Annotated in this window: 10 protein-coding genes and 2 pseudogenes; 2 read left to right on the plus strand and 10 right to left on the minus strand. The window is 52.2% G+C overall.

Going from position 1 to position 13,016, the window contains the following annotated elements:
- Positions 1–2: 2 nt before the first annotated feature.
- From KO497_RS12615 to KO497_RS12650, 8 genes are all read right to left on the minus strand, one after another.
- Positions 3–461, minus strand: a complete 459-nt coding sequence (locus KO497_RS12615; RefSeq protein ID WP_215944330.1) for a MarR family winged helix-turn-helix transcriptional regulator — start codon at positions 459–461, stop codon at positions 3–5.
- A gap of 94 nt (positions 462–555) precedes the next feature.
- Positions 556–3,981 (minus strand): molybdopterin cofactor-binding domain-containing protein, encoded by a 3,426-nt coding sequence (locus tag KO497_RS12620; RefSeq protein ID WP_215944331.1) that lies wholly within the window; start codon positions 3,979–3,981, stop codon positions 556–558.
- Complete coding sequence (locus KO497_RS12625) at positions 3,978–4,463, minus strand: (2Fe-2S)-binding protein (protein ID WP_215944332.1); 486 nt, start codon at positions 4,461–4,463, stop codon at positions 3,978–3,980. The genes KO497_RS12620 and KO497_RS12625 overlap by 4 nt, the downstream gene beginning before the upstream one ends.
- Before the next feature lie 275 nt (positions 4,464–4,738).
- The gene (locus KO497_RS12630) at positions 4,739–5,359 is read right to left on the minus strand and encodes an isochorismatase family protein (RefSeq protein ID WP_215944333.1); all 621 of its coding nucleotides are present in this window, start codon (positions 5,357–5,359) and stop codon (positions 4,739–4,741) included.
- Positions 5,360–5,476: 117 nt separating this feature from the next.
- Complete coding sequence (locus KO497_RS12635) at positions 5,477–6,508, minus strand: leucyl aminopeptidase (protein ID WP_215944334.1); 1,032 nt, start codon at positions 6,506–6,508, stop codon at positions 5,477–5,479.
- 19 nt (positions 6,509–6,527) lie between these two features.
- Entirely contained in the window at positions 6,528–7,307 is a 780-nt protein-coding gene (locus KO497_RS12640) for an alpha/beta fold hydrolase (protein WP_215944335.1), read from the minus strand.
- 7 nt (positions 7,308–7,314) lie between these two features.
- Positions 7,315–8,016 carry a maleate cis-trans isomerase family protein gene (locus tag KO497_RS12645; RefSeq protein WP_215944344.1) on the minus strand — a complete coding sequence of 234 codons (702 nt, stop codon included), beginning with the start codon at positions 8,014–8,016 and terminating at the stop codon, positions 7,315–7,317.
- Between the two features lie 170 nt (positions 8,017–8,186).
- Positions 8,187–8,861, minus strand: a complete 675-nt coding sequence (locus tag KO497_RS12650; RefSeq protein WP_215944336.1) for a TetR/AcrR family transcriptional regulator — start codon at positions 8,859–8,861, stop codon at positions 8,187–8,189.
- A gap of 289 nt (positions 8,862–9,150) precedes the next feature.
- Here KO497_RS12650 and KO497_RS12655 point away from each other — a divergent pair, with 289 nt between their 5' ends.
- Entirely contained in the window at positions 9,151–10,293 is a 1,143-nt protein-coding gene (locus tag KO497_RS12655; protein WP_215944337.1) for an FAD-dependent monooxygenase, read from the plus strand.
- A gap of 765 nt (positions 10,294–11,058) precedes the next feature.
- On the opposite strand, the pseudogene KO497_RS12660 reads toward KO497_RS12655, so the two are convergent.
- Together KO497_RS12660 and KO497_RS19165 are read right to left on the minus strand one after the other, a co-directional pair.
- Positions 11,059–12,556: pseudogene (locus tag KO497_RS12660) on the minus strand (IS3 family transposase).
- A gap of 106 nt (positions 12,557–12,662) precedes the next feature.
- Positions 12,663–12,788, minus strand: a pseudogene (locus KO497_RS19165) (helix-turn-helix domain-containing protein); the annotation flags it as partial.
- On the opposite strand from KO497_RS19165, the gene KO497_RS12665 reads away from it, so the two are divergent.
- On the plus strand, positions 12,738–13,016 hold a 279-nt coding region (locus KO497_RS12665), incomplete at its 3' end, for a hypothetical protein (protein ID WP_215944338.1). The pseudogene KO497_RS19165 and the gene KO497_RS12665 sit on opposite strands and share 51 nt — an antisense overlap.

Genomic DNA, 13,016 nt, shown 5'->3' on the forward strand with positions numbered 1-13,016 from the left:
ATCTAACAAATCTGACGAAGAAGCCTTAGCAGCGTTTGGCGTTGCTGAGGCTTTAATGGTTTTAGGGTCTCTTTCGAGATCTCAGTCGCGGCCCCCATCACCTCAAGCAAGGTCGACAAACCTGTTTCGGTCAGTTCAAGCAAGATCATTCTCTTGTCAGTTGCACTTGGATTTTTTTGCACAAACCCGCGCTTAAACAATCTTTGCACCACACCATTTATGGTCGACTGATCCATCGCCGCCTGACGCCCAAGTTCGTTTTGAGACAGCCGCCCAGCTTCACGCAACCGCATGAGTACGGCAAACTGTTGAGTCGTCAGCCCATTTTGCATGTGCTCTGTAAAAATACTGATGTGACGCTGATGCGCCCGCCTCAATAAAAACCCAATTTGTTTTTCGAGTTCGTATTCTTCAATCAAAGTTTCGTCGGTGTCTTGTGATTTCAGCGTGTCAGTCATCATACCAGCCCAAATAAATTTCGCCGCCAACGGCATCGGGGCGGCGAACATAACTATTGCATGGATGAAAAGGCTTCGCCAGTCAGAGTTGGCACGGCTACTCGCTTGGCCAAGCATCCAAATCAGATGCGTATCGTTTACGCAAATACTGCGCCATCTCATCCATTTGAGCCGTACTCAGATCGTCCGAAAAGCTCGGCATATCACGCAGGCCAAGATTGCTTGGTGCGTGTAACCCTTGAGATATAATGGTTTTCACGGCTTGACTTGATGGTGCGCGGATCGCCATCGATTTCCCCAATGGCACTTGAGCGGCGGTAAACATGCCAGCCACAGCGGGTTCATGACAGGATGCACATGAGGTTTCAAAAATACGGTGCGATTGCGTGTTCAACATAGCAGGCCCGAGATCAGCAATGGTCGCAGATGTGGCAACAAGCGCAGACTCAGGCGTTTCAGGCAAAAGGCTCGCCAAATACTGGCTCATAGCTTGAATATCGCTCTCGGAGAGCTCTTGAAGATTAGAAACCACTTCAGCCATTGGACCAGCTGCGGCAGCAATTTCATCTGAGTGACCTGTTTGCAGATACGTACTCAAGCTGGCCTCGGTCCAGCCTCTCGTGGCCGCATCGGGCCCAGCCAAAGGCGGCGCATACCAACCGTTGACCATGGCCCCCGTATACCGCGCCTCGCCAGTTTTCTCCGCCCCCAAGGCATTGCGCGGGGTGTGGCAAGCACTGCAATGGCCAATGGTTTCCACCAGATACCGGCCACGATTCCACGCGTCGGTTTGATTGGCCAGCGGTTCAAGCGGTGCAGACACATTTTGGAACATCCAATTCCATGCAATATTTGTCGGGCGCAAGTTCGCTGGGAATGTCATCTGCGCTTGCTCAGCCGGCTGTTTTACGGCTTGGCTTGATTGGATATAGGCATAAACCGCGAACATATCATCATCAGACATGCCCGCAAAAGACGTGTACGGGAATGCAGGGTACAGGTTTGATCCATCACGACTGATGCCTGTGCGCATGGCGCGATTGAAAGCGTCATAAGACCAGCTGCCCAAACCTGTTTCAGGATCTGAAGATATATTGGACGAATAAATCGTGCCAAATGGGGTCTCAAAGGGCTTTCCCCCAGCGCCTGGAACTCCACCGGGCGCAGTATGACAATCAATACAATTGCCAGCTGCGAAAACCTGCCGTCCCTGTTCCAAAAGCTCAGCAGAAAAACTATTCATAGGCGGAGGGCTGGTGGGCGCAATCGGGCGATAGAGCGGCATCGCAACAGCCCCAACCGCTAACGCGCCCCCAACAGCCAAAGCCGCAGTTGTCATACGTTTTCGCAGCCCAAATTTGGGCTTTGCAGGCGCGTCGCCTTGGACAAAATACCCAGCGTCCCGCAATTCAGACCGCATACGTTCAGGCGTAAAGGGCACTTCGCGCAGCCGTACCCCTGTGGCATCAAAAATAGCACTCGCAATCGCAGACGCCGACGGAACGGCGGCACTTTCCCCCACCCCAAGCGGCGGTTCATCTGGCCGCTCGATCAACATTGTTTCAATGGCTGGTGCTTGCGGAAAAGTCATAATGGGGTAATCCCCCCAGCTTTTTTGCGTCGGTTCAATCGAGTCAAAGCTAACTTGTTCGCCAAGCACGCGCCCTGCCGTTTGATGTACATTGCCGTGAATTTGCTGACGCACCCCATCGGGATTAATGACCAAACCTTGGTCCTGCCCAACGAATACGCGGGTCAACGTAACCTCCCCCGTTTCGGTGTCTATAGCGACATCACAGACCCAAGCCGCAGAGGCCGCCGCCACACCAGGGAAATTCCCATGCACATAGGTCGCATGCGAAAATCCGCGCCCGTAAGCCATGCGCCCTTCGCGGCGCAAACGCGGGCCTGTGCGGCGCTCCCAGCCAGCAGCCTCAGCCGTGCGTTGGATTAAGTCCGCCGCCCGCGTGTCTTCGATATGCGCGAGGCGAAACTCCACGGGGTCAGCCTCGGCCTCAGAGGCGAGTTCGTCGATAAAGCATTCATGGGCAAAGGTATTCGGCAAAGCAGACACGCCGCGAAACCATGAGGCCCGCACAACGGGCGCCAAATCATGCACGGTAATGCGTTTGTGAGGAATGACATAGGGCGGCACAACGGTTCTATCGCCCATTTCCACAGGTTGCGGATGGTTGCCCATCACTCCGGTGAGCAAAAGCGCCAAATTCGGCCCGCGATTAGACGGATACCATGTATCAAGGCGGTAAGCGTGAAAACGGCCATCCTTTAAACCGCCCTCAACATCCATAATCTGCGCAGCCCCTTTGGGTTCCCACAGGTTTTCTTGCGCGCGTGTCAATTGCACCCGCACAGGCTGCCCAACAGCGCGCGACATGATCAGCGCATCGCCCGCCACATCATCGGCGCAGTTACGCCCGTAACACCCAGCGGCCTGATACCGTCTGACGTCGATCTTTTCGGGATCCAAGCCAACAAGTTGGGCAAGATCCGCACGCAACATATGCGGGTTTTGGCTGCCACACCAAATGACGGGCGCGCCATCGGCCCAATCGGCAACCGCACAAGACGGACCGATAGAGCCGTGCAATTGGTAGGGCCAAACATAGCTGCGTTTGAGATGCTTATCGGAACTGTGCAAAGCGCTATCAATGTCGCCCGCAATGTCCAACACACGTTCTGTGCTGGGCTGTTCACGGATAGTATTGGCCAAATCACCCATATTTGGCAACTCTGGCGGCATACGCCAATGCACGGGCAACATTTCGGCCAAAGCGCGTGCAATATCGGGTTGCGTTGCGACAACGCCCAGCAGATCGCCTTGGCGAACGACCGCAACGAACCCGTCGCGGCCAGCAATCGCAGCTTCGTCATAGCCAATCAAACTTGTGCCAACAAACGGCCCACTATCGCGTCCAGAATACGGCGGACGGATGACATGGGCGTGCAACATGCCATCGATTTTGACATCGTGAATATAGTTGAAATCACCATTCACTTTGGCAAGTAAATCTCGGCGACCCGTTTTATGCCCGACAACTTTGTACTCAGACGGGTCTTTGAGCTTGGCAGTCTCATCTATCAGCAACTCAGTATCAGTCGCCGCGATCAATGTGCCGACAGCCACCTTGCGCTCAGCGGCACAGGCATGACCTTGATCAAATACAATGTCTGCTGCGGCGACATTCAACTGCAAAGCTGCGCGGCGCGTCAATTCATGACGCAAAGTTGCAGCCGCACGGCGCAGTGGAATTGCTGTCACCTGAATGGTTTCAGAGGCAATCGTCGGCCCCTGATCTGGCGTGGCGGCGGTATTTCCAAGCACCATCGCCACATCTGTCAGCGCAAAGTCCAACTCTTCGGCAACGATTTGTGCCAGAGCCACCTCAATGCCTTGGCCCAAATCCACATGGCCGCAAAAGCCCGTGACTTTACCTGTACCGTCGATGGACACATGCACTTGGCCAAGTGTGTCACAAATATTGAGCTGGGGCAGATTGGTCATGGTTTGGCTTTCATTTTCTCAGCGGCCAGCATCACAGAGGCGATAATTTCAGTATGCGCCCCGCAGCGGCAAAAGTTATGGCGCAGGGCTTGACGAACTTCGACTTCGGTGGGGGATGGATTTTGATCTAAAAAGGCAATCGACGTCATGATCATGCCATTGGCACAGTAACCACATTGCGCCCCTTGCATCTCAATAAAGGCTTCTTGCACGGGGTGAAGTTGGCCTGTTTTAGCGTCGCGCAACCCTTCGAGTGTGGTGATTTCATGCCACCCAGCTTTGCGCGAACGCAACACGCAAGACCGCGCCGGTGCGCCATCAATTAACACGGTACAAGCGCCGCATTGCGCCATGCCGCAACCGTATTTCGCGCCTGTGAGGTCCATTTCTTCACGCAGACAATCCAAAAGTGTTCTGTCTGGATCGCCCGCAACGGCCCTGCTGTGTCCATTGATGTTTAAATGCAATTTTTCATCAGGCATAGGGGCGCATCCAATACAAAGTCGTTAGCTTACAAACAATATAACGACCATAAGAGACGGGGGAAGTCATAAATTTTATGAAACATTAATTTTCAAGAGTGTCTCGTGGAAACGGCCAAAATTGTGATGGACTTTACGTAAAGTGATCGAAATTTTTGCACAGGAAACAAGGAAACTGTGCTTGCCCCCAACAGTGAATAACCGTGCTAAAGCCAAAGGGCCAAGATCGCATATCCGCTCAAGGCCCGATAGAGCATCAGCACTTTTTACCAGTTTTATAGGCTGTCGAGCCAGTTCAAGATATCATCACTATCGGTGACATCCGCGTATTTTTGATCCATGTCATAGAGGTTCGCATCATGGGGCGCTTTTGCGCGGTCAGCGCAGCAATCATGAGGTACCAAAACGTTATAGCCCGACTGCACCGCATCAACCACAGTTCCACGCACACAACCAGATGTGGTCGCCCCCGTGACAACAACGGTATCCACGCCCGCTCCTGTTAAAAGTGCATTCAGCGTTGAGCCAAAGAACGACGACGCCCCTTTTTTGACCACGATCGCATCCTCGGGCTGGATGCCTGTTGCCACATCGATTTCAACCAAACGCGTACCTTCAACAAGTGCGCGCATTCCTGTGGCTTTTTTCAGCCAAGGCAGTATGTCAAGTTCGCCAGGATGATAGGAAATCGTCGTAAAAATAACAGGATAGCCTTTGGCACGGGCCGCGTCACAAATGCGCTTCGTCTTTTCCAACTGCGCGGCAGCATCTGAGGCTGTTGGGTATTGAAGATCCGTAAACCCATATGAGAAATCAACCACAACAATCCCCGGACGCGTGCCACGCGGCACAGATGCGCCGAAACCTGCGGCCTTGTAAGTATTTGACTGAGACATGGTTTGTCCTTTGTGCTGATGGGATGTGTTACGGCTTCAAAACTATTTTAATGAATTTGGCAGGCGACCATATCAGGGGAAAGATGGCCGCCCTAGAAAGAACCTAAAGAAAAGCCCTTAGGTGCGTTCCATCTGAATGTCTTTGACCACGATATCACCATCGATCACGATGGGCTCATCATCAAGGAACAAAGAACAATTGCGCATTGGAATATCGAGGTGACAGGCCGTGTCATTTGGTCCACCCAATTCGTTATTTGGCCCAGTCGAGAACATCACGTTGCCGTAGTAGCTGCGCGGTTCCATACCCATGCCACCGGGGAATGCGCCCGGCATCATGTTGTGCCATTTTGCGTTGGGGTTCATGCCCCAGCCAACATGGCTCATGCCCAAACCGCGTGGATCGTTAAAGGCATCCATGTAGGATTTCACCAGCTCGGTATCGAGCCCACCAGACATGTCGGTGATAAAGCCTTTTTTGATCGTATAGGTGATCGGATCACGTACATAGGTGTTCTGCGGCAACAGAACGTCACCCGCCGCCACAACGATCGTGCCATCAACACCATCATCATCGCCACCTGTGAACACAAAACCAGACGGCCAGTGATCCCAGCGACCAGCCTCATCCGTACAAGCGTATTCTGTGACGGCTGGATAGGTGTTCAATTTATACGTCACATCGGTGCCATAAGGCGACGTGATGCGCATGACTTTGGCTTTAGACAGCATTTCGCCTGCAATCGTGACCTTTTCTTTGATCTCTTGCGTGGGCAACATACGGGCCAAAAGCTCTGGCGGCTCAACTGCGGTCAAGATGCGAGTGCCCGCGGCCTGAATTGCGAATTGCTCAGGTGAGAACAGCAAAAAGATACAATCGATCAGCATCTCACAGTTTTTCAACGCTTCAACCGCGTCAGGCATTGCCGCCAGACCGGTTTGACCCACAGCCCATTCGCCGGTGATCGCAGGCGCTGGCAGGCGCATGTGGTACATATTCGCGCCAAGCACACGGCCCGCCGCCATAAAGGCGTCAGCGTAATCCAAACGCTCGTTGCCTTGGGTCAAAACGATCAGGCGTTCATCTTTACGCACGCCTGACATCTTAAGTTGATGTAGACAGATTTCAGTAAAACTTGCGTGGTCCATTATCTATTTTCCCTGTTGCTTAGGCTTTAAAATCTAAAGTTGCGGCCAAGAATCCTTCGAGATCATCCCAAGGGATCATATGCCCTGCACCCTCAACTGTGCGCACCTCAAGCGATGGCAAAAGCTCTTTGAGTTCGGCTTCATCTTCGGCCTGAATCACAGGCGCGCCGCCCGCAATGACCAACCGTGTTGGGATCGTCAATTTCGGCACATCGACATGGATGTCATCGGTGTGGAAGCCGTCATAGGCCGTGCGGATCGCGCCCCAATGACAGGTGTGCAACCATTCGGCACGCAGCGCGATTTGCTCGTCCGTCCACGTTGGGCAATAGGCCCGCATGTCTTCAGCGGAACAGCCTTTAACGGCCATGTGAATGGAGTCGCCATACCACGCCCACTGCGGTGGGTACGCACGACGATTTGGACCAGAAACAGGCGGATCAAGCAGGATCGCGCCTTTGAAAGCATCAGGTTTGGTCGCAGCCGCACGAATAGCAGTCCGCGCGCCCATAGAGTGACCCATTACAATTGGCTGGCCCATGATTTCAGCCAAGGCCAAAGCATCAGCCGCCATCGCATCTAGCGTGTAATCCAGATCACCAGTTTCACTCAAACCACGACCACGAACATCCAAAACATGGACATCGAAAGAAGCGGCAAGACGTTCTGCAACAAAACCCCATGTGATCGCAGGTGATGTAATTCCAGGGATCAAAAGCAGCTTTGGTCCTTGCCCTTCATAATGGATCAGGTGGTGACGAATGCCATTGGCGTGAACGTTATATCCGTATCCCATCATAGTCTCCTTAGTACGCGCCGGACAGCAAAGTGCCGCCACCGGGAACGCGTGTATCAAGATCAAGTTCTTTGAGCATCTGCCATGTCGTGGCGATTGCTGCGGTGACGACAGGCTTACCAGTGATTGCCTCGGCCATAGACACTGCAGCCAACGATGGCATTTGCACACAGGCGGACAACACAATCGCGTCGACGTCATCTGCTTTCAACCGCTTCGCGATCTCAGGCAAATTCATTGGATCATGTGCTGCGACGGCCAAATTGTCTTGGATTTCAAGCGCGATATAATCGACGACTTCGATGCCTTCGTCGCGAATGTATTCCACAACCATTTCAGTCAATGGCTTCATGTAAGGCGCAATCAAAGCAACCTTTTTGGCACCAAGCGCGCGGATACCATCAACCAATGCACCAGCAGAGGTGACAACAGGAGCAGCGCCACCGTTGTCAGCAGCAACACCAGCAAGACGTTCGCCAGAAACGCGGTGATAGCCTTTGCCCATGGACATAATCGCCACGAGGCAGGCGTAGCCCATTACGTCAACCTTGGCATCAGAAAGTTCAAGCGCACAGCGATCGCTATCCCCATCCATCTTTGCCAATTCCTCTTTGGTCACATGCTTCATCCGCATCCGTGCGGAATGAAACGTGAAACGCTCAGGGGCGATGGCTTCACGCGCTTTGAGCAGCGCGGGGATTTCTGTTTCCATGGTGACGTTAGAACTTGGCACGATTTGCCCGATACGAAAACTCTTCATGATTCTCATCCTTGCTGGCTTGGGTTGACCTGAGGATTAATTACAACTTGGTATAATTACAAGTCTGAATAATTATTCCAGCGACAGATGCACAGAAATTAAGCAACAGTCGAAATGCGTGATTACGGCAGTGGCGCCTTAAGACCCGCTGACAAGAACGCAGTCAGATGATCCAACATTGCCACCTGCCCTACATCGCCGATTTGGCCATCAGTCAAGTCATTGAGCCGTCCAAGATCATTGAGCATGAACATGTAGGTGCCAACGAGAAAGGCCATGCGCACGGAAATCACGTCTTTGGGAATATCAGGCAATACGTCACACAATGCATCAATGTACCGCTTGACAGACGCGTCATAGACTTCGCTGCGCAGGTGCAAGGCATGTTCATCCAGCTCAGAATGCAGGCGCGCCTGCAATCGCACAAATGCTGCGCCATTGGGACCAGAATACTTCATATCCCATTGAGGCTTAAGGTAACTTCGTATGATACCCTCAACATTCAAATGTGATTTTTGAGCCAAAAGTTTATCTAAAGAAACGTGACGAGCAGCAGAAATCACCAAGCCGCGACGACGCACAACCTCGTCAAACAGATCTTGCTTTGACCCAAAGTAATACCGCACAAGCGCTTGATTAACCCCCGCGCCCGTCGCGATATCGCGCACTTTGGCGCCATTAAAGCCAGCTTGTGAAAAGATAAGCTCCGCTTGATCTAGGATCACATCTCGCAGCTCAACGCCCTCTTTGGGGCGTCCCGGCTTGCGTCGCGTTGTCTCTTGTATGCTATCCGCCACGTCACTGCCCAATTACAAATATTTCATCCATTTTGACAGTCGGCCCTCTGAAACTCAAGCCTCTATATTATACAAAATATTAATTAATGGCGTTATTCCGTCGAGAAATCATGCCTATCAACAATGCAGCCTTTCGATATCCACATTCATCTCTACTGCAGGCCATAGCCTATTTTTTAAGCATTTTTCTCTTTCAAATGACTGTTTGAAACATAGGCTTTTGACTTTTGGTCAGTCTTGGATAATTGTTGGCATACAAACAAATTGATTCTGACATACAGGACACCACATGACACAGATCGACCAAGTAGATATCGCACTGATCGGCGCGGGGCTCGGTGGCGCAGCCGCTGCGGCTTTGCTTTTGGACGCTGGATTTTCCGTTCACACGTTTGAACAGGCACCAGAATTCACGCGCCTTGGCGCAGGGATTCATATCGGCCCAAACGTAATGAAGATTTTCCGCCAAATCGGACTGGAAAAACGGCTGGAAACCATTGGGTCCCACCCCGATCACTGGTTCTCACGCGATGGGAACACAGGCGAGTACTTGTCGAAAATCCCATTGGGTGACTACGCGAAAAAAGAATACGGTGCGTCTTACATCACAATTCACCGCGGCGATCTGCATGCCGAGCAAATCGACGCCCTGCCCCAAGACAAAGTACATTTCAATCATCGCCTTACCGATATTGTCGAACGTGATTCCGATGTATTGTTGACCTTTGCTAATGGCAAAAAAGTTGCAGCAAAATTGGTGATCGGCGCAGATGGCATCAATTCAATGCTGCGTGAAAAACTGCTTGGTGTTGAAAAACCCCGTTACAGCGGCTGGGTCGGCCACAGAGCGCTTGTCAATATGGACAAACTGCGTGCCTCTGGTCTTGAGTTTGAGCCCTGCGTCAAATGGTGGTGGGAAAAATCCCGTCACATCATGGCATATGCGACTAAAAACGATCAATCCGAATACTACTATGTCACTGGCTTGCCACAGGACACTTGGGATCATGAAACGAGCTTTATCGACAGCTCTCGCGAAGAAATGGAAGCTGCCTTCGGTGGTTCACACCCAATGGTTCAGGCCCTGATCGACGCCACAGAAACCGTCACCAAATGGCCATTTTGGAACCGTGACCCATTGAACTTATGGAGCCAAGGACGCTTGGTATTACTGGGTGACGCCTGTCACCCAATGCGCCCACACATGGCTCAAGGGGCATGTATGGCAATCGAAGACGCGGCTGTGCTAACCCGTGCCTTGTCTCAAAGTGGTCTCGACAATTACACCTCTGCCTTTACATCTTATGAAAACACCCGCCGCGAACGCGCGACTAAGGTGCAGACAATTTCCAACGCCAACACATGGCTGAAAGAACCTGAAGATCCCGCATGGCTTTACGCCTACGATCCGATGACAGCGGATTTAAACTAAAATTAAAAGCGGCCCCTGAAACGGGGCCGTTTTTTTAATCAGCGTCGTGAAACTGATTCAGATTGAATACACTTTAGCCCATCATCCAGTCCTGAAAAATCATCTTATGAGTTAGGGGGTAGATAGGAACCCACCGATAGCAAAAGCGTGGAGCCCTTCTTTGTTGGGCCCCTGTCATAACAAGCTCGCTCAATCGGTTGGCGTCGGAAAAAGCGTATAAGTAGGCCCCGACCACTGAGCCTACCACTTTGAAGATGATCTGCCCCTGCAGTTAGATAAGCGCGCGAGCAACAACGCCTATCAAACCGTAACAGGTCTATGCAGCATTATCTGTACCCAACTAAATTCAAACGTGAAATGGCCCGCCAGATGAGCTCAGGAAAGCTCAGCATTGGTGACGTAGAAAAAGGCTGTCGGGTATCAAATAGGTCGGCCTATAAGTGGAGGCAAGTTTTCGGGGGGGGGGGCGCGGCCAAAGAAAAACGCCTAAAAAAAACAGCCACCACAAAAGGTATTCACTGAGATCATGGTCGACGACGAGAAGCCCAAAGTTGCGACACCCTTTGAAAAAATCACCTTGAAGCGTTGCGAGATAGTGTAGATATGTAGGGACTCTCGGGACACTTCCTGTAAATTACCCAATTTTGGGTGGAGGAAGTTTTTATGACGAACGAAGAACGTGACATTCAACGCAAGCTGAGGCCTCGCCATCCCCCCGAACTTCTTATGGACCTGTCGCGCTTTAGTGCCGCCCCAAGTGCTCGTTTAAGCCACCTTGCGTTCGAAAGCGACAGGGCTTTTCCAGCCCAATGCTGAGTGGCGACGGCGTGGATTTACGAGGCCGTTGATGTATTCGAAGATCGCCACCTCAGCCTTGCGTCGTGTCTCCCAAGGATGCCGCCAGATCAGCTCAGCCTTGATCACTGCCTAGCAGGGTATTGCGCAGCAATGTCCCGAGAAGGGGTTTTGAAGAACGTCTCAACAGCCGCGTTATCGTAGCAATTGCCCTTGCCAGACATTGATACCTTAAACCCGTGCTGGCGCAGGATGCATCGATAATCATGAGAACAGTATTGCGACCCGCGATCCGTGTGGTGGATGCAGCCTCTGGGCGGTGTTCTGAACGCAATGGCCATTTACAACGCACGGATCGCCAAGTCCCGTTTCATCAGATTGCTGACCGCCCAGCCAATGACACGGCGTGAATGCAGGTCCAGAAGCGAGACCTTGTCCGCCATTGGTCCGAGGACAATGGTCGAGCGCAAGATAAAGCCAACCCTCCTGGGTCCAAACATAGCTGATGTCACCAGCCTGTTATCTGTCAGGGTATTGCGCAGCAATGTCCCGAGAAGACATTTCTGGTTCGGCGCGTTGGCGGTGAAGTCACGATCCAGCAGGTTTGGCGCAATGTTGAACTTGTGATTACTGTCGGTCGTGGCCTTATGTTTGCGGGTTCGCACACCGGATATGCCATTCTGGCCCAGTGACGAGGGTTCCGCAAATGATCTGGGGGATCATTTGCCCGAGGGACACGGCCAACACGACGATGACCCACATTCAAACCAATCTCCTTCAACTCTACGGTCATACGGGGGCGGCCACTCTCGGGACATTGCTACGCAATACCCTGACGTGCAGTGCATAGCTGCCCAAGCTCAGGCGCGATTGTTCTTTAATGTGTGCCAACGTCACCATGTCAGACCGCTGTCTGCGGCTGGCAGGTCGGTTGCGATGCGCCCGCAAACCGCGCGGACTAACAGCCATAGCCCGACACATCAGTTCAATGGAAAATGCAGATCGGTGTTCTTCCCCTCTCATCGAAACTACGTTTCAATTGCCGGGCAGTGGATAAACTTAAACCTCACGGCTTTTGGCTCGCAAAGATCCCTCTCGGGACATTGCTACGCAATGCCCTGCCGGTCGACGCACCGTGACTTTTTTAGAATTTCCCTCTTTCACCGGGCAAGCCGTCCCCCGGACGGTTTGCATATCCGGATCAAGTCCTTGTGAATGCGGTTCTCACGTCGAAGCCGGTCATTCTCTTGGGCGAGGCTTAAATCCTCTTTTGACACGACATCCGTGTCTCGATGCGCCGTAATCCATTTGTTCAATGTCGACATGCCGACGCCCACCTTCTCGGGACATTGCTGCGCAATACCCTGCCAGGCAATGGATCATCAGCCACCTGCTTACGCGTCAGCCCACTGGTCAGCGCGATCCGCACTGCATCTTGGCGGAATTCGTCTGTCCGTTTCAGTCCCACTCTCGGGATCATGCTGCGCATAACCCTGCCGTGCCGTGCATAGTCCGTCTCTTTTGTTACAGTAAATGCTATCAAAGGAGCGGCATCAAACCGTGACAGGTCCATCCCGCCATCTATAAAAGCTGGATCTCCCAATCCCAAAATACTGGCATGCTTTGAGTACATTGACGATCTTCTCAGCATGCTGGAGCACTCTCAGCTTGCGTTGAATGTCACGTTCTTCGTTCGTCATAAAAACTTCCTCCACCCAAAATTGGGTAATTTACAGGAAGTGTCCCGAGAGTCCGTACATATCTACAGGAAAGGCGCAGGCACATGGGGGCGCTCTAAAATCATGGGCAACTGGAAACGCGGCACCGGTATTCTCAACAACGAGCTCTATATCGGCAATTTGGTTTGGGATCGCCAACACTTCATCAAAGACCCAGAACAGCAAAAACGCCAAGCTCGCCTGAACCCG

This window comes from Pacificibacter marinus (assembly GCF_018860665.1).
GTDB classification, from domain to species: Bacteria; Pseudomonadota; Alphaproteobacteria; order Rhodobacterales; family Rhodobacteraceae; genus Celeribacter; species Celeribacter marinus_A.